This is a genomic window from Kribbella sancticallisti (assembly GCF_039530625.1).
Classification (GTDB): Bacteria; Actinomycetota; Actinomycetes; order Propionibacteriales; family Kribbellaceae; genus Kribbella; species Kribbella sancticallisti.
Map to the genome: position 1 here is coordinate 1 of NZ_BAAAOS010000073.1, position 17212 is coordinate 17212.

The window sequence follows — 17212 nt, forward strand, 5'->3', positions numbered from 1 at the left end:
GCCGAGCAGATAGCCTGACCATCTCACATCAACCCTGTCCGTCGAGACGGGTCAAGCGCAATCGACGCCGGTTCTCCGGGCTGGCGGCCTCATCTGCCGCGGTGTGCGCGGGGAACTGCTGTCCCGGAGTTGGGCGGGTAGGTCGCTAGGGTAAAACTGTGTCCACGTTCGTACTTGTGCACGGTGGTGGTGGCAGCGGCTGGGACTGGCATTTGGTCGCGGCTGAACTTCGCGAGCGTGGGCACGGCGCAGTGGCCGTCGACCTGCCCATCGACGACCGCCTGGCCGGCTGGGGAGAGTACGCCGATACCGTCGTTCACGCGGTGGGTGATCGCCGCGAGGTTGTGGTCGTGGGGCATTCGCTGGGCGGCTTCACGGCACCGCTGGTGTGCGGGCGGATCCCGGTCGACCTCCTGGTCCTGGTCGCGGCGATGATCCCGGCGCCTGGAGAACTCTTCTCGGACTGGTGGACCAATACCGGCTACGAAAGCAGCGGCCCCGACGACGTGTTCTACTACGACGTGCCGCCTGCGCTGGCAGCCGAGGCGAGCCGGCGAGAACGGGACGAGGCTTCGGCGGCGTTGCAGCAGCCCTGGCCGCTCGAGAGTTGGCCGGATACGCCGACGAGGTACCTGCTGTGCCGCGACGACCGCATGTTCCCCGCGGAGTGGGCGCGCCGCCATGCCCGGGAGCGTCTGGGTATCGAACCCGACGAGATCGACGGCGGCCATTACCCAGCCCTCGCCCGCCCGCGCCAACTCGTCGACCGGCTCGTGGCGTACGCGGCCGAACTTCCTTCAGTGAACTTGTCGTAAGCGGAGGGAACTCACAGAGCGTTTGCCCATCCGGCTGGGTCTTCACCGGCTGGGATAGCCGTGATGCCGCGCCACAGCACGAGTGCTTGAAGCCATTGGTGTTCGAGGCGGGTGAGTGGTCGCACTGATTGGTACCCCTCGAGAAGGGTGTCGCGAACACTTGCTGGTGTCGGTTGCCAGTTGGTGAAGCGGGTGCTGAGCAAGACGAATGCGTTCGCGAGGTCTGCGATGCAGTAGTCCCAGGCAACGTCGTCGAAGTCGATGACGGCCAGGATTTCCGAGCCGGCCGTGAGGATGTTGGAGGCCCGGTAGTCGTTGTGGATCAACTGCGGCTCGGTGTCGATCTGCGGCAGCGAAGCTAACTGGTCGCGCAGTCTTGCTGACGCAGTCGGCGCCGTCCCCGTATCCGCGACCTCCAGCCACGTCTCTATCCGCTGGCGCAAGTCCAAGGTCCGGCCGGGTGCGATCTCGATCAGTCGGCTGTCCCTGTGGCTGGCCAAGGCGTTGTGCAAGGTGGCCAGACAAGCGCCCGCCTGGCGGACTGCCGTCTCGTCAGTGGTGTCGAGCAGGTCGCCATCTATCTGCGGTTGCACCGTCATCGACAGTGGCGATGAACCGGAATCAATGATCACTCGATGCTGACCATCGACCGAGGTCAGTGGCGGCGCGACAAGCACCCCGTGCTCGTGTAGCGCCTGGAGCATGTCTGAGATTGCGGTGAATCTGACAAACTGGTCCTGGGCTCGGGACCACTTCGCCACCAACGCTCCCTGGTTGGTGCGGACCCAGGCGATGGCGTTGTTGTCGCTGATGATGATCCGGTCGCAGGCCTCAACGTCGATGGCCCAAGCCTGGGCCAGACCTTTGGTGAGCCAGTTGACCGCGTCATCGAAGCCGGCGAGGCCGAACCTGTCCTGCAGGGCCCTCCGCGGCTCGGTCGATTCCCACAGCATCGATAGCCCCAACGGAAACATGGTTGCGGAGTTTACGACAAGAAGAGGCCGCGCCCCGGATGACTGCTGCGCTAATCCCCGCGATCCGCTCACGGTCGACGCTCGCGCGCAACTTCCTCGACGCCAGGGTCGCGTTCTACGTCTAATGTGAGTGAACATGGCAGTCATCGTGCTTCGTGTTCGGCTCATCAGCGGAGACAACCTGGATCTGACGTACGAGGAGCCCGGTGCGGGCAGCGAAGACGAGGTCATCGACCACGTCGTCGCCACGCTCGCGGAAGATCCCGGCGTGCTGCGCTGCCAGCATGGCGATCGGCTGCTGGTGCTCTACGCAAGGGGCGTTTCCGCCGTGGAAGTCGCACCTCGCGGCGCGGTCCTGTGAGCGTCCCTCCTGGCCAGCAATGTCGTCTCACTTGATACCCGGTCGCTGGATTCGCAGGCCCGAAGAGGCGTTGACGGTCTAGGTCAGCCCTTGGAAGACGTCGGTCAGGTGGGGTTTCGCGACGCCGCGGGGCGGCCAGGCGACGACGTGCCACTCGCGGCTGACGACGCGCTGCCATCGCGCCACGTCGTCGGGATCGTCGGACATCACATGGTGCTGACTGCGGTGCTCAAGCAGTCCGCTGACGATCCGGTCCGCGACCTCGCGACAGTCGACCACCACTCCGATGTCCTCGTCGGGTACGCCACGCATGTGGTACTTCAGGGTCGGGTCGAAGACCGTCAGACCCAGGTCCGCACGCTGGGTGTTCCACCGTCGGAACACCGACTCGGGTACGGCGCCGTGGAGAAGCCGGCGGAACGCCGGGCCATCGAGGGCCGCGCCACGGGTGAACGCGGCGTCGGTCGCCGCGCCGATCGCGATGTGATCGGGGTGGCCGAAGATGCCATCGGGACCGAAGGTGAAGACCACCGCCGGCTGTTCCTCCTCGAGGACCGCCCATACCGCGTCCACCAGCTCGTCGAACGGCGCCCGGTCGACCTCACCGTCCTGGTAGCCCAGCCACACGTGCCGGTCGGGAGAACGCCCGACGGCGCGCCAGGCTGCCTCGTCCTCCGCGCGGCGGATCCGCCCGAGCGTTTCGGGGGTCGCGGGGAAGCCCGGCCGGATGTCGCCGCCTTCGCCGTCGGTGGCGTGCACAAGGACGAAGCGGAATCCATCCTCGGCCGCGTGGAGCGCGACCGTTCCGGCGATGCCGTACGCGTCATCGTCCGGGTGCGCGACGACCACCGCCAGGGTGTACACCTCGTCATTGTCATCCGGGCTCACCCCGATAGCCACCCGCTACACCAACCGACGGATGACGAGCCACTGGCCAACCGGCTACATCGCCGCAGGCCGGAAACCAACGCCCGGATATGCCGCGATCCGCGCTCAGACTGTCGCAGGTCACTTGGCGGACGAGTGTCCCGCAACAGTCGACGGGAGGACAGGGGCGGATGCAGTATCGGCTGGCAGCTTTCTCTACGTCTTCCAGACGGCCTCTGATGCCCGCGCGCTTGATACGTAACCGCCAACGTTGGTCGAGCACTTGTCCCGAGCGACACTGTTTGTCGTAGCGCTCCAGGACTGGACCGGATTTCATTGACCAGCAGGTGGTTGCATGACCCAGCAGAGTCTCAGCGAGGTCCTCTTTGTTTGGGCGAACAGCAATGCCATGCTGACCGGCCGCATCAAGGAGCTCGCACTGGCGGAGCGCGATCCTGGCGGCACGACAGGTCTGACCCGGCAGGCGGCTCTCGGTGCCGCCGCTGAGGCGATCCGTGCGGTTGAAGCGGCTCGGTCTGATGTCAGTCGGGCTTACCGGGACCTGCGCGTAGATGTGCCGCAGGAGTTCCGCGTCGACCCGTCCTCTTGAGGATCCGCTTCGGCCGCTGCGACGGTCACCTCGCAGCCGGAAGGCATGCGGGTTTCGAATCCCGCCGCGGGCGCAGTCTTTTGAGCAGCCCAGTTACTACCGTCAGTTCGCGATGTCCACCGAGGACTCGGGCCGTTCTACGTCGTAGAGGAGGTGCGTAACTCGGTTGCCCTGGGCTACTCGGGAGGGGTTGGCGAGGGTGATGAGGTCGCCTGGGCCGAGGGCGCCGAAGTACGGGCGGCCGGAGCCGAAGATTACCGGGACTATGTTCATGACGACCTGGTCGATCAGGCCCAGGCGGAGGGCCTGGCCGCCTATTTGGCCGGCGGCTACGTCGGTGATTCGGTCTTCGCCGGCCAAAGCTCGGGCTTGGGTGATCGCGGAGGTGATGCCGTCGGTGACGAAGGTGAAGGGGGCGGTGGCGGCGTACTTCCAGTCGGTCGGGGGCTCGTGGGTGACGACGAAGACGTGGTCGCCGGCGGCGGGGATGCCGTTCCAGCCGTCGGTCAGGTCGAACAGGCGGCGGCCGATCACCACCGCGCCGATCCGCGGGTACACGGCCTCGATGAACTCCTTCGACGCCTGTGTGGTGCGGTTCGGTTCGCCCTGGCTCTCCGTCCACTTCCACTCGACGTCGCCGTTGCCGTACCAGTCGAACATCGGGCCGACCTCGTCGTTGTCGTCCGCGATGAAGCCGTCCAGCGACACCACAGCGCCCATGATCGTGCGTCCCATGAAGTCACCTCACCATCGTCGAAACCGCCGCAGCACACAGCCTGTGTGACGCTTTCCAGCGTGTTCGACTCACCGAGCCAAAGCTAGAGCAAGAGACGGGAGAAGAAGGCGGACTTCTCGGCTTCGTAGGTCTGGTCGTCAGGGGCGGTCTGTTTGAGGATGTTGTACTGCGTACGCAACCCGGCGTCGGCGTCCAAGCGGGCCCAGCCGCGGGTGAATCGGTGGTCGTGCTCCGAGTCGACGGGGGTGACAGCTAATCCCGTCGGGTGGGCGAAACCGGGAACGGCGTAGACGGCGAGGGTCGCGGCCCAGGAGTGCAGGCTGGCTCGGGGATAGCGGGTGTCCAGCGCGGCGAGCACAGCAGGGAAGGTCTCAGGCGGTACGCGTAGGTGAAGGTCCACGTCGCCTCTGGTGAGGAGGCCGGGGAGGCTGGAGGCGCCGGTGAGGACCAGGTCTCCCGGTACGCCGGCGGCTGCGAGTTCCGCCTGTACTTCGGTGTGGATCCGGCGGGCGTCCTCGAGAAGAGTGTCGGACCAGACGAGGCCGTGAAGCTCTAGCTCGGCGGTCGCGGTGTGTCCCGAGGCGAGGAAGGTGTCGCGGAGCCGTTGAACCTGGGCCGGGTCGACGACTCCCGAATAGGTCAGGGGAGTGGTCGGCACGATCGTGAGACTCGCCCAGGTGTGTTCGATTTCGTACTCGCGCGCGCCGCTACGCCGTACGGACCAGCCCAAAGCGGCGAACGCGTCGGCGACAGAGGAAGGCTCGGTCGCTCCGGAGATCTCGCCGTAGACGTTGTTCGGCAGGTCGAGGAACGCTCTGTCCAAGCGCGGGCTGTCCACTACTCGCCGACCGCGCCGTCGGTGGACTCGCGGAGGAAGTCCAGCATCTCGGTCAGAGTGGCGGGTTCGTCGCCGTCCTCAACGGGACGGACTCGCTCGACAGCGCGAACCTCCGAGTTGGCCACAGGCTCAAACTAGTGCCTGTCTAGGCCGCCAACACAGGCTGAACAGCGGGTGAGAGTTGTCAGAGACCGGTGGGAGGCGTTGATTGTTCGGCTGCGGGGCGTATCAATGGAGAGGTGGAGAGTTACCGCAATCCGGTGCTGACGGCCGCGGTGTTCGTTCCGTTGATCGTTTGTGGGGGATTGGTGCCGTTCCGCCACAGCTTCGACAATGCCACTGCGGCGTTGCTGCTGGTCCTGGTGATCGTGGCGGTGGCGTCCTTCGGGATCCGGCCCGCCGGGGTGGTCGCGGCGGTGTCGAGCGCGGTGTGGTTCGACTTGTTCCTGACCGTGCCGTTCAATCGGTTGACGATCGAGAACCGCGATGACATCGAGGCGACCATCCTGCTGGTGGTGATCGGTGCCGCGGTCACCGAGATCGCGATCTGGGGCCGTCGGCAACAAGCTCGCGCGAGCCGGCAGAGCGGCTACCTGGCCGGCGTGATGACCACCTCGAACGCGATCGCGAGCGGTGGATCCACCGATCAGGTGATCGACCAGGTGCGCGCCGAGCTGATCGCCGTCGCGCTGGCGGACCAGGTCGGCTCGGCGCTCGCGTCCCAGGAGGCATCGCTGCGCAACCCCTGAACTGGCCTGCGGGAAGAACCACATCCTGGGTGGCCACCGGTCCCGGCGTCGTACTTGCCCATACAGGTACGGCGCCGCCCCGCCGAACGACTGTGCTGGCTCAGACCCAGGGACTGAGTTTGGTTGGGTTGTGCAACCTGTTGGGTGGGTGGGGAAATATCGCTTGGGGAACAGGTGGGTGGTCCTCAGGCGTTGTTAAGGGTGGGCCCGTAGTATCGCGATACGACCCACAGCGGGTCGACAGTGGGTCATCAGGAGGATGACATGCAGAGCAGTAACCCGGTCCTGAACCGGTCGAGTGCATTTGCGCCTGGCCAAGGCCAGGCCTATCCCGGGGCCGCTCCGTACGGTCAGCCGGGTCCTTACGGTCAGCCCGGCCAGTACGGCGGGCCCGGTATGCCGCCCCAGAACTACCAGGGCGCGCCGGCTGACAGCCGCCCGATGACGTTGGACGACGTCATCGTCAAGACCTCGATCACGCTGGGTGTCGTCGTGGTGGCGGCCGCCTTCGCGTGGTGGTGGACGCCCGACAACCTGGTCACACCGGTGTTCCTGGCCGGCGCGCTGCTCGGCTTCGCGCTGGCGATGGTGCTCTCGTTCTCACGCAAGGTGAACCCGGCGCTGTTGATGGCGTACGCCGTGGCCGAGGGCGCGTTCCTCGGAATCGGCTCCAAGTTCATCGCGAACTGGGTCGGTGACCCGGGCATCGTCGTCCAGGCCGTGCTGGCCACGATGGTGACCGCGGGTCTGACGCTGGCGACGTACAAGTACTTCAACATCAAGGTCACGCCGCGCTTCACCCGAATGGTCATCGTCGCGACGATGGGCTTCGCGGGCGTGCTGCTGGTCAACTTCGTGCTCAGCCTGTTCGGCGTCGGCACCGGCATCTCGGGCATGGGCCCGCTTGGTCTGCTGTTCGCCGTGCTCGGCGCGGGCCTGGCCGTGTTCAACCTGATCCTCGACTTCGACATGATCGAGCAGGGTGTCCGCGCGGGCGCCCCGCAGAACGAGGCCTGGCGGGCCGCCTTCGGCCTGACCGTCACCCTGGTCTGGCTGTACTGGAACCTGCTGCGGATTCTGGCGATCCTCCGCGGTGGCGACTGACCGCTCGGCTGACATCGGCTAGCTAGCACGCAAGAGGCCCGGTTCCTTCAGGTGGAGGAGCCGGGCCTTTGCTGTGCCACCCGACGCCCGCCCGACGCCCACCCGACGCCCACCCGACGCCCACCCGAGGCCCGCCCGATGCCCGGGAGGTGTCGGTGGGGTTTGGGAGGGTGGGGGGATGACGACGCGATGGACGATGACGATCGACTGCGGGGACCCGGTGCGGGTGGCCCGGTTCTGGTGTGAAGCGCTCGGATATGTCGAGGCGGGGCCGCCGAAGGGGTGGGACTCGTGGGAGAGCTTCCTCGTCGATCAGGGGGTGCCGGAGGAAGAGTGGAACGACGGGGCCAGCTTGACCGACCCGGACGGCGTACTGCCGGCTATCTCGTTCCTGAAGGTGCCCGAGCCCCGTACTTCGAAGAACCGGCTGCACCTGGATCTCCAGGTCACCGGCGGGCGGAACCAGCCCCAGGAGTACCGGGAGCGGGTGATCCGTGCGGAGGCGGCGCGGCTCGTCGCGGCCGGGGCGACCGTGGTGCGGGAGGTCGAGATCGAGGGCGGCGGCGCGCTGGACCACTTCTGGATGACCGACCCCGAAGGCAACGACTTCTGCGTGGTCTAGGCGTGGTCAGGACGGGAGCTTGACCTTGCCTGGAACAACGAAAGCCTGCCCCTCCACCTGAAAGGGCAGGCTTTCGGAAAAGTCAGACTCCTGTTCGGCTCGTCAGCCCATTCGCCTGTGCGCTTTGACCAGGTCGTATTCGTGAACGATGGCTGTGGCGTGCCCGTGAGCGAGGGCGTACTCGCTGGAAAGCCATCTCACCCTGTCGTTGAAGCGCAGGAACGACGGTCCGTCGTTCATCAACTTGAACCACTCTGTCATCTCACGCCCGGTGCACTGGGGCACCTTCTCCACCAGACGTTGGTGCGTCTCCTCGGAGTGGCCCAAGCCCATCTTCGCCTCCCGTCATCGGGGTATTGCGTAGTTATTGACTGTGCCTCAGGACAACGTCGCAATCAAGTCCCTCTTGATGAAAGTCCTCGCTCAGCGGACGCTCTATTTCCCCACGGGTACTGCGTCCTCGGTGCCGGCGAGCTCTTCCTCGACGCGCTCGACCTCTGGTTTCGGATGCCGGCGGCGGTGCCGGAGTTGGGCCCACCGGCCCCGGGGACCGCGCTCGTTGCCGGCCACCTTGGCCGCGGCGACCTCAGTACCGGCGGTGCGGACGGCCTGCACCGCGGCCTCCGCGATCGGAAGCACTGCCTCACCGCGGAATGGCTCGGGGTGTACGAACGACTCCGGGCCGACTCCGACCGAGGCGGCCACCGAAGGGAGCAACGCGGCCGCGGCGGCGGCGTACCCGGTGACTGAGGGGTGGAAGTTGTCCTCGCCCCACATCGACGGGTTCGTCCGGAAGGCCTCGCTCAGCAGCGATCCCATCGACACCGTTCGCCCGCCGGCCTCGACCACGCAGATCGTCTGGGCAGCGGCCAGCCGTTGGCTCCACGACCGGGCGACCTGCCGCAAGGGCGGCATGATCGGCCGGACGACTCCGAGGTCCGGGCAGGTGCCGACGACGACCTCGCAGTTCGCGGCGCGCAGCCGGCGGACGGCGCCGTCGAGCAGCCGCACCGACGTGGACGGCGGCACCTGCGCCTTCACGTCGTTGACGCCGATCAGGATCGCGGCCACGTGCGGGCCGGCCAGTAGCGCGGTGTCGACCTGGCCGGCCAGGTCGACGGACTTCGCCCCCGTTCGTGACACGTCGACCAGCCGGACCGGGCGCTTCGCCAACTCCGCGAGACCGCACGCCAGCAGCACGCCGGGGGTCTCGTCGGGCGAGGTGGTGCCGTATCCGGCAGCACTGGAGTCACCGATCATCGCCAGCGTGATCGGATGACCTGGGTACCGGCCGTACAGGCCGTCGCCCTTGGCCGGGTGAGCCTTCATCGGACCGATGACGCGCCTGGCGTACCGCGCTTCCGCGGTCAGCACGCCGTACAGCGTCGCTCCGATCAGTCCGAGTCCCCCACCACCGAAGGCTGCGGCCTGGGCCAGTTTCTTGGCGGCCCGGGCATTCATCATGGGTCAAGGATTACACGCTGTGACGCTCACGCAAGCGAAATAGGAAACGACTCGCTGCGTGGTTGCTCACGGCTCGGCGCCGGGTCGGCGGCGATGGCGCCGCGGAGGCGAATGTCCCATACAGTGAGATACGTGCGCTACGTGAACTCACTCCTGGACCTGGTCGGCAACACCCCGCTGGTGCGGCTCTCGAAGACCACGGACGGTGCCAAGCCGCTCGTGCTCGCGAAGGTCGAGTACTTCAACCCCGGCGGCTCGGTGAAGGACCGGATCGCGGTCCGGATGGTCGAGGCCGCCGAGGCCTCCGGCGAACTGAAGCCCGGCGGCACGATCGTCGAGCCCACCTCCGGCAACACCGGGGTCGGGCTGGCGATGGTCGCCCAGGCCAAGGGCTACAAGTGCGTCTTCGTCTGCCCGGACAAGGTCAGCGAGGACAAGCGCAACGTGCTGAAGGCGTACGGCGCGGAGGTGGTCGTCTGCCCGACCGCGGTCGCCCCCGAGCACCCGAACTCGTACTACAACGTCTCCGACCGGCTGGTCCGCGAGATCGAGGGCGCCTGGAAGCCGAACCAGTACGCGAACATCAACAACCCGATCTCGCACTACGAGTCGACCGGCCCTGAGCTCTGGGAGCAGACCGAGGGCAAGATCACCCACTTCGTCGCGGGCGTCGGCACCGGCGGCACGATCAGCGGCACCGGCAAATACCTCAAGGAGGTCTCCGGCGGCCGCGTCCAGATCATCGGCGCCGACCCCGAGGGCTCCGTGTACTCCGGGGGCAGCGGCCGGCCCTACCTGGTCGAGGGCGTGGGCGAGGACTTCTGGCCCGAGACCTACGACAAGAACATCTGCGACCGGATCATCGAGATCTCCGACGCCGACTCGTTCGCGGTGACGCGGCGGCTGGCTCGCGAAGAGGCGATGCTCGTCGGTGGTTCCGCCGGTATGGCGGCGGCCGCGGCGATCCGGCTCGCGCAGGAACTCTCGGGTGAGCCGGGCGCCGAGGACATGGTGATCGTCGTGCTGCTGCCGGACGGTGGACGCGGCTATCTGACGAAGGTGTTCAACGACGAGTGGTTGGCGCAGTACGGGTTCCTGGCGCATGCGCGGCAGGGGACGACGCTCGGCGAGGTGCTCGCGGGCAAGGACGGCAGCATGCCTCCGCTCGTTCACACCCACCCCCACGAGACCATCGCCGAGGCCATCGAGATCCTGCGCGAGTACGGCGTCTCGCAGGTGCCGGTGGTCCGCGCCGAGCCGCCGATCATGGCGGCGGAGGTAGCCGGCTCGGTGTCGGAGCGGACTCTGATGGACGCGCTGTACTCCGGTCAGGCGCGGCTCGCAGACATCGTCGAACTGCATATGGATCCTGCGCTGCCGTCGCTCGGCGCGGGCGAATCTGTCACGAAGGCGGTCGAACTGCTGGAGGACAAGGACGCGCTGATGGTGCTCGACGACGGAAAGCCGGTGGGCGTTCTTACCCGGCAGGACCTGCTGGGGCACCTGTCAATCGGCTGACGGGAAGTTCGGCGCGGTCGAGGATTTCGGTGGTGTAGCGGCGGGTGTGCTCGGGTGCGAGCTCGCGGCGGCGTCGCATCACGCGACGGCGGTCCCCTCGAGTTCGACCATCAGGGTGGGGATCGCCAGCCGAGTCACCCCGAGCATCGTGGTGGTCGGCGCCACCCCGGCGGCGCCCAACCGCGACGCCAGCTCGCCGTAGTGCTGGAAGAGCAGATCGACGTCGGTGGTGTAGACGTTGAGCCGGACGAGGTTCGCGAGGGACATGCCGGCCTCGCCGAGAATGGCCTCCAGGTTGTCCAGGCTCAGCGCCAACTGTGCGGCCATGTCACCGTCATGCTGGGGCTTGCCGTCGCCGCTCATCGCGGTTTGCCCGGCGCAGTACAGGGTCCGGGTGTGCTCGGAGACGATCTCACCCTGGTTGTAGCCCAGTTCCACCGACCACGTCCACGGGTTGACCGTCGTTCGCTCCACAGCCACATCTGCTCCATTCGATTCATCGTCAGTACGTACGTCCGTCGGCTCGGTAGCCGCCAGCTTTGACGTCGTGTGGACAGCCTGCCAACGAATCACGACATCCTGTGTCGTGTATGCCGGTAGAGTTTTCGCATGCGCGCCGACCGGTTGGTCTCGCTGGTGCTGCTGCTGCGCCGGCGCGGTCGGCTGTCCGCGGTCACACTGGCCCGCGAGTTGGAGGTGTCCACCCGGACCGTCCTGCGCGACATAGAGGCGCTGTCAGCGGCCGGCGTCCCGGTCTACGCCGAACGCGGCCGGTACGGCGGGTTCGCGCTGTTGCCCGGTTTCCAGACAGAGCTCACCGGCCTGAACCACGACGAGGCGCTCGCCCTGCTGGTCGCCGGATCACGGCGCGGCGCCCACGTGTTCGGCCTTGGCTCGGCGCTCGCTTCGGCCATGCTCAAGGTGGTCGACGCACTGCCCGAGGGCTATCGGGACACCGCGGCCGGCGCGGCGCAGCGATTGCTCATCGACCCGGAGACCGACCTCCTCTCACGCCGCGTGGTCGCTGAGGAGGTGCCCGACGCCATAGCGGCCGAGGTCCGGCGGGCAGTGTTCGCCGGACACAAGCTGCGCATCCACTACGCGGCGGTGGACCAGACTCCGACGTGGCGCACGGTGGACCCGATCGGCCTGGTCACCGTTCGCGACCAGGGCTACTTGCTCGCCACGAAGTCTGGCGAGGACCGCACCTACCGGCTGTCCCGGGTATTGGCCGCCGAGGAACTCGACGAACCCGCACAGCGACCGGACCGGGTCGATCTGGACCGGGCCTGGCAGGAACGCAGCACGCGTTTTCGGACCGGCGGCGACCAGGTCGCCGTGCTGGTACGGGTGAACCCGGCGCGGCGGGAGGACCTGGTGGGCACCGCGCTGGCCGTCCTCGCCGAAGAAACCGACGCAGACGGCTGGCTGCGGCTGGAGGTGACGTTCCAGGATTCACGACACGCGGAATGGGCGCTTTGGCAGCTCGCCACGAACGCGGAAGCCCTGGCCCCGCAGTGGTTGCGGACCTCCTTGCGCAACCGCGCCACCGCGATTGCCGGCTGCTACGGAGTGCCATCCTGAGAGCTGTTGCCTTCCGCGGGCCGCCGCCGCGTCACGAAGATCCGGCCCCGCAACAGCCAGGTCAGCGGTCTACGACGGTCGGGACGATCGCGATCAGGATGGTGACGAGGATGCCGAGCACTATGGCTGCACTGCCTAGGATCTGAAGGATTTCCATACTTCGAGAGTCCTGCGGAGAAGGCTTCGAGCCATCGGTCCTAGGGGCGGTCTTGTGGTCCTCCCTGGGGTGCAGGAGAACGGAACGAGGTACTACTTCCGTTGCTGTGAGCAACGGGTGGGAACGCAGCGACGCCCGACGAGCCCCCCGAGGGCTCTTCAGACGTCGGGGTGGTGCGGCCGCACTCGAGTGCGGGGACCGGGTCAGCGGTCGACGACGGTCGGGACGATGGCGATCAGGGCGGTGATCACGACACCGCCGACGATGACGACTGCGCTGAGGATCTGGAGGAGGTTCATGTTCCAAGGATCCGTCGCGACAGGCGGAAAAACCTCGGTCCAAGGACCTGTCTTCGTCTCCACCCATAGTCGTACGCCGGCGTCCGGTCGATCCTCCCTCAGTAGTCCGGGGGGACCCTGAGCCGGGACCCCAAGGATCAGTGGGTGAGCACGAAGTCGGCGGGGTTGAGCCGGCGGGTGCGGCGCCAGTACGTGAAGGTGAAGTCGGGCCAGATGGTGGAGTTGCGGCCTTGGGCGTCCAGGTACCAGCTGTTACAGCCTGCCTGCCAGACGGTGTCGTCCAAGTCATTCTGGACCGAGTCAACGAACTGCTCCTGGGCTTCCTCGCGGACCTCGACCGACGTGGCGTTGCGGGAGCGGAGCAAATGCAGGGCCTGCATCACGTAGCGGACCTGGGCCTCGATCATGAACACCATCGACGAATGCCCAAGGGCGGTGTTCGGGCCGACCAGCAGGAACAGGTTGGGATAGCCGGCGACAGTGATACCGAGATGGGCGCCGATGCCGTTGCGTTTCCAGGTGTCGGCGAGGTCGGTGCCGTCGCGGCCCAGGATGCCGATCCGGGTGAGGTTGCCGGACACCTCGAAGCCGGTGCCGAGCACGATCGTGTCGCACTCCCGTTCGACGCCGTCCGCGGTGGTCACGCCGGTCGGGGTGACCCGGGTGATCGGGGTGGTGATCAGGTCGACGTCGGGGCGGGCGAGTGCCGGGTAGTAGTCGTTCGAAAGGAGGATCCGCTTGCAGCCGATCTGGTAGTCCGGCGTCAGCTTGGCGCGGAGTACGGGATCGGTGACCTGCTTGCGGAGGTGCCGCTTGGCCTGGAGTTCCAGGCCCTTCATCAGCTTGGGACTGCCGGCGAACCCGAGCCCGCGTGCCTCCAGCCCCCAGAAGATCGCGTCGCGGATCGCCCGTTGCCCGGCCGGGAACCTGGCGTGCAGGCCGCGCTCGAGCGGGCCGATCCCTCGATCCGGCTTGGGCGTGATCCAGGGAGCCGTGCGCTGATAGAGATCGAGGTGCGCGGCCTGCTCGGCGACCCGAGGTACGAACTGGATCGCTGAGGCGCCGGTGCCGATCACGGCGACCCGGCGGCCGGTCAGGTCGTGGTCGTGGTTCCACTGCGACGAGTGGAACGAAGTACCGGTGAAGGAGTCGAGGCCGGCCAGGTCGGGGACCTTGGGCTGGTGCAGATTGCCCACCCCGCCCACGAGGGACTGCGTCTCCAGCGTCTCGCTGCCGTTGATCGTGACGATCCACTGGCCGGTGGCGTCGTCGTACGCCGCTTCGGTCACCTCGGCGCCGTACCGGATCTTGTCCGCGATCCCGTACTTCGCGGCGCAGTGCTTCAGGTACTCCAGGATCTCGTCCCAGGGGGCGAACATCCTGGTCCAGCGCGGGTTCTGCTCGAACGAGAAGGAGTACAGGTACGACGGGATGTCGCAGGCGCAGCCTGGATAGGTGTTGTCCCGCCAGGTGCCGCCAAGTTCGTCGGCCTTCTCCAGGATGACGAAGTTCTCGCAGCCGGCCTGGCGGAGCTTGATCCCCATGCAGAGCCCGGCGAACCCGGACCCGATGATCGCGACCTCGGTCTGTGCCATGCCGGAAGGTTACCCGCGAGTCACCTGTCTGTCAGCGGAGGCGATACAGAACCTCACCGGCATTGGGTAGCACCAGCGTCTCGGGATCACTCTCGTACTGCGCCAGGTCGAACCCCGCCGGATCCAGATACCCCAGGTTGGCCCCACGGACGACGTCCTCCGGAATCCCCGTCGCCAGCGTGACGTCGACGCGGCAGCGTTCTCCGTTGACCAAGTCCCAGGTTCCGGCGCCGCGCAGGTGGGTGGAATGCGCGAGCACACCCCAGTGGGCGTCGCGGAACTGGTCCCACTGGCCGAGGAAGTAGTCGCGGCAGTGGTAACCGAGTTGCTCGATTTCCGGGTGCATCGCGGCCAGTTGGGTGACGTGTGGCGCGTACAGGATCACTTCGCCGCCGTCGGCAACGACCGGTTCGACCTTGTAGAAGCCCTTCGCCGCGGTCCAGATGTCCTGGTAGCGGGAGGGCATCAGCGAGACCACTCGGCGAACCGGGCGATCGAGGTACCGGATGTGCGTTTGCGCCGACACGGCGGCCGCGGCCTGCCAGGAGGAGATCGTGTCGCCGAAAGCCACGGCGTGCAAGGCGCTCGTGCCGGACTGGGCGACGACGCTCAGGGCCAGTTTGTCGGCTGGGATGAGGCCGGCCGCTTCGTTGATCAGGGCCCGCACCGGCGTGAGGCTCGGCGTACCGATGATGCCGGCGCTGGTGATCAGCGCGCCGAGCCAGTGCGACAGGTCGATCACCTCTTGGCCGGCAACGCCGGGGAAGAAGTACTTGTTGCCGCCCGAGAAGCCGACCACCTCGTGCGGGAAGACCGGGCCGACGACCAGGGCGACGTCGTGCTCGACCACCGCGCGGTTGAGGCGAACCGGGACGGCCTCGTCGAGCAGGCCGCCGGAGATCTCCCGGACCTTGGCCGCGCTGATGGTGCCGAGGTCGGCGAAGGTGTCTTCCTTCCACCACTCGTGGTTCAGCACGGTGAGACCGTCGTACGGGCCACCGAGGTGGCCGGCGAGCTGGTCGGCGGACATCTCCGCATGGGTGCCGAGGGCAACAAGCACGGTGAGCTCGGAGACGCGACCGGTCAGAGCGCCGTGCACCGCGGACAGGAGCAGCGGCAGCGGGCAGCTGCGGGTCGCGTCCGGGACGATCACACAGACGCTGCGCCCGTCGAGCCCGGCGCCTGCCAACGAGTCGCGGATGAAGGAGTCGACCTCCGCGTCGGTGAGGACCTGCCCTGGTCCGCCCAGCAGGGCCGCGGTCTGCGCATCGGTGACGGTCATGGCCGAAAGCCTAGCTGGCAAGCGGTTGCCGACACTTCCCCAGGTGACGGCTGCCGACGGTGACCGGCCGAAAGCCCTTGGTGTGCGGGCCAACACGTCACATTCCGGTAAGAGCCGAACCGTTGACCGGATCAACGACCCGGAGCAGCATCGGGCGTGTCACCTGGGGAATGGCGATTCAAGGGGGGTTCCCATGTCTGACACGATCGAGCGATCCACCGGTTCGCACCGGGGGCGGCCGGACGGCTTCGGGGGAGAGGTGCTGCGGCCCGGCGACGCGTCGTACGACGAGGCGCGAGCGGTGTTCAATTCGATGATCGACAAGCGGCCGAGGCTGATCGCGCAGTGCGAATCGGCGGCCGATGTCGCGGCGGCGGTGCGGTACGGGGTCACGGAGGGGTTGGAGATCGCGATCCGCGGCGGTGGCCACAGTGTCGCCGGTGCCGGCGTGACGGAAGGCGGCATCGTCGTCGACGTCCGCAAGATGTCGGGAGTCCAGATCGATCCGGACGCCCGGCTCGCGCGGGTCGGCGGCGGTGCCACCTGGGCGGACCTGGACGGCGCCTGCCAGCAGTACTGGCTCGCGACCACCGGTGGGCGCGTTTCGACCACCGGCGTGGCCGGTCTGACGCTGGGTGGCGGGTCCGGCTGGCTGGAGCGGAAGTTCGGGCTGGCCTGCGACAGTCTGGTGTCGGTCGAGTTGATCACCGCCGACGGACAGTTGGTGATCGCGGACGAGACCAAGAACACCGAACTGTTCTGGGCGCTGCACGGCGGCGGCGGCAACTTCGGGGTGGCGACGTCGCTGACGTTCAAGCTGAAGCCGTTGGCCGCGATGACGATGGCGATGCTGTTGTGGCCGGCGGACGCGGGACCGGAGGTGCTGCGGACCTACCGGAACCTGGTCGAGGCCGGTGCGCCCGAGGAACTGGGTGGCGGCGTGATCTTCCTGACCGGCCCGCCCGAGGACTTCGTCCCGCTCCACCTGCAGGGCGAACGACTGGTCGCCGCCGCTGCCGTCTACGCGGGGACGGAGGCGGAGACGCGAGCCGCCTTCGCGCCGATGCTCGACCTGAACCCGGAAGGCATCATGATCGCCGAGATGCCGTACGCCGCCGTGCAGTCGGCGCTGGACGATCCGCCCGGGTTCCGGAACTACTGGTCGGCCGAGCACCTGACCGAGTTCCCGGACGAGGCGATCAAGGCGTTCTGCGATCGAGCGGACGACATGCCGCATCCTTCGCCCTCGCAGCAGTTGATGGCTCCGTGGGGCGGCGCGGTGGCCCGCGACGCGGACAAGTGGCCGCTGCCGCACCGGACGGCGCCCTGGGTGATCCACCCGTTCGGGCTGTGGGAGGACCAGGCGACGGACGAGCAGGGGATCGCCTGGGCGAGGAACCTGTGCGCTGACCTGAAGCCGTGGTCGACCGGCGCGGTCTACCTGAACTTCATCGGGAACGAGGGGCAGGACCGGGTGATCGCCGGCTACGGGCGGGAGAACTACGACCGGCTGGCCCGGGTCAAGGCCGAGTTCGACCCGGGCAACGTCTTCCACCTGAACCAGAACATCAAGCCTGCCTAGTGTCCTGCTTCTGAAATTCGCTGTATAAGTCTAGGATGGGTTGTATGCCTAGGAC

General features: G+C 67.3%; 19 protein-coding genes. 9 read left to right on the plus strand and 10 right to left on the minus strand.

The window, feature by feature from the left end; all coding sequences use genetic code 11:
* Positions 1–158: 158 nt before the first annotated feature.
* The gene (locus tag ABD255_RS43030) at positions 159–815 is read left to right on the plus strand and encodes an alpha/beta fold hydrolase (protein ID WP_344222665.1); all 657 of its coding nucleotides are present in this window, start codon (positions 159–161) and stop codon (positions 813–815) included.
* An 11-nt stretch (positions 816–826) separates the two neighbouring features.
* Here the strand turns inward: ABD255_RS43030 and ABD255_RS43035 are convergent, their stop codons facing one another.
* Positions 827–1789: a phosphotransferase enzyme family protein gene (locus ABD255_RS43035; RefSeq protein ID WP_344222666.1), complete on the minus strand. Its 963-nt coding sequence runs from the start codon at positions 1787–1789 to the stop codon at positions 827–829.
* Positions 1790–1925: 136 nt separating this feature from the next.
* On the opposite strand from ABD255_RS43035, the gene ABD255_RS43040 reads away from it, so the two are divergent.
* Entirely contained in the window at positions 1926–2150 is a 225-nt protein-coding gene (locus tag ABD255_RS43040; RefSeq protein WP_344222667.1) for a hypothetical protein, read from the plus strand.
* Positions 2151–2228: 78 nt separating this feature from the next.
* Here ABD255_RS43040 and ABD255_RS43045 read toward each other — a convergent pair whose 3' ends face one another.
* Positions 2229–3050 (minus strand): PIG-L deacetylase family protein, encoded by an 822-nt coding sequence (locus ABD255_RS43045; RefSeq protein WP_344222668.1) that lies wholly within the window; start codon positions 3048–3050, stop codon positions 2229–2231.
* A 322-nt stretch (positions 3051–3372) separates the two neighbouring features.
* Between ABD255_RS43045 and ABD255_RS43050 the strand changes: the two genes are divergently transcribed.
* A complete protein-coding gene (locus ABD255_RS43050) occupies positions 3373–3627 on the plus strand; it encodes a hypothetical protein (protein ID WP_344222669.1) in 255 nt (84 codons plus the stop codon).
* Positions 3628–3729: 102 nt separating this feature from the next.
* On the opposite strand, the gene ABD255_RS43055 is transcribed toward ABD255_RS43050, so the two are convergent.
* The 3 genes from ABD255_RS43055 to ABD255_RS43065 form a co-directional block, all read right to left on the minus strand.
* Positions 3730–4362, minus strand: a complete 633-nt coding sequence (locus tag ABD255_RS43055) for a dihydrofolate reductase family protein (RefSeq protein ID WP_344222670.1) — start codon at positions 4360–4362, stop codon at positions 3730–3732.
* Positions 4363–4445: 83 nt separating this feature from the next.
* Positions 4446–5186: a hypothetical protein gene (locus ABD255_RS43060; RefSeq protein ID WP_344222671.1), complete on the minus strand. Its 741-nt coding sequence runs from the start codon at positions 5184–5186 to the stop codon at positions 4446–4448.
* Between the two features lie 14 nt (positions 5187–5200).
* Positions 5201–5326: a hypothetical protein gene (locus tag ABD255_RS43065; protein WP_344222672.1), complete on the minus strand. Its 126-nt coding sequence runs from the start codon at positions 5324–5326 to the stop codon at positions 5201–5203.
* A 114-nt stretch (positions 5327–5440) separates the two neighbouring features.
* Here ABD255_RS43065 and ABD255_RS43070 point away from each other — a divergent pair, with 114 nt between their 5' ends.
* From ABD255_RS43070 to ABD255_RS43080, 3 genes are all read left to right on the plus strand, one after another.
* Positions 5441–5950, plus strand: a complete 510-nt coding sequence (locus ABD255_RS43070) for a DUF4118 domain-containing protein (protein ID WP_344222673.1) — start codon at positions 5441–5443, stop codon at positions 5948–5950.
* A gap of 264 nt (positions 5951–6214) precedes the next feature.
* Entirely contained in the window at positions 6215–7054 is an 840-nt protein-coding gene (locus ABD255_RS43075; RefSeq protein ID WP_344222674.1) for a Bax inhibitor-1/YccA family protein, read from the plus strand.
* A gap of 178 nt (positions 7055–7232) precedes the next feature.
* On the plus strand, positions 7233–7676 hold the full coding sequence (locus ABD255_RS43080; protein ID WP_344222675.1) for a VOC family protein: 444 nt from the start codon (positions 7233–7235) through the stop codon (positions 7674–7676).
* A 102-nt stretch (positions 7677–7778) separates the two neighbouring features.
* On the opposite strand, the gene ABD255_RS43085 is transcribed toward ABD255_RS43080, so the two are convergent.
* A complete protein-coding gene (locus tag ABD255_RS43085) occupies positions 7779–8009 on the minus strand; it encodes a DUF4287 domain-containing protein (protein WP_344222676.1) in 231 nt (76 codons plus the stop codon).
* 102 nt (positions 8010–8111) lie between these two features.
* A complete protein-coding gene (locus tag ABD255_RS43090) occupies positions 8112–9140 on the minus strand; it encodes an SGNH/GDSL hydrolase family protein (protein ID WP_344222677.1) in 1029 nt (342 codons plus the stop codon).
* 132 nt (positions 9141–9272) lie between these two features.
* On the opposite strand from ABD255_RS43090, the gene ABD255_RS43095 reads away from it, so the two are divergent.
* Positions 9273–10658 (plus strand): cystathionine beta-synthase, encoded by a 1386-nt coding sequence (locus ABD255_RS43095; RefSeq protein WP_425554649.1) that lies wholly within the window; start codon positions 9273–9275, stop codon positions 10656–10658.
* A gap of 78 nt (positions 10659–10736) precedes the next feature.
* Here the strand turns inward: ABD255_RS43095 and ABD255_RS43100 are convergent, their stop codons facing one another.
* A complete protein-coding gene (locus ABD255_RS43100) occupies positions 10737–11132 on the minus strand; it encodes a RidA family protein (RefSeq protein ID WP_344222683.1) in 396 nt (131 codons plus the stop codon).
* A gap of 135 nt (positions 11133–11267) precedes the next feature.
* Here ABD255_RS43100 and ABD255_RS43105 point away from each other — a divergent pair, with 135 nt between their 5' ends.
* The gene (locus ABD255_RS43105) at positions 11268–12242 is read left to right on the plus strand and encodes a helix-turn-helix transcriptional regulator (RefSeq protein ID WP_344222679.1); all 975 of its coding nucleotides are present in this window, start codon (positions 11268–11270) and stop codon (positions 12240–12242) included.
* 593 nt (positions 12243–12835) lie between these two features.
* Here ABD255_RS43105 and ABD255_RS43110 read toward each other — a convergent pair.
* Positions 12836–14293, minus strand: a complete 1458-nt coding sequence (locus ABD255_RS43110; RefSeq protein ID WP_344222680.1) for a flavin-containing monooxygenase — start codon at positions 14291–14293, stop codon at positions 12836–12838.
* Between the two features lie 31 nt (positions 14294–14324).
* Positions 14325–15575 (minus strand): lactate racemase domain-containing protein, encoded by a 1251-nt coding sequence (locus ABD255_RS43115; RefSeq protein WP_344222681.1) that lies wholly within the window; start codon positions 15573–15575, stop codon positions 14325–14327.
* 193 nt (positions 15576–15768) lie between these two features.
* On the opposite strand from ABD255_RS43115, the gene ABD255_RS43120 reads away from it, so the two are divergent.
* A complete protein-coding gene (locus ABD255_RS43120; protein ID WP_344222682.1) occupies positions 15769–17157 on the plus strand; it encodes an FAD-binding oxidoreductase in 1389 nt (462 codons plus the stop codon).
* The last annotated feature ends 55 nt before the right edge of the window (positions 17158–17212 follow it).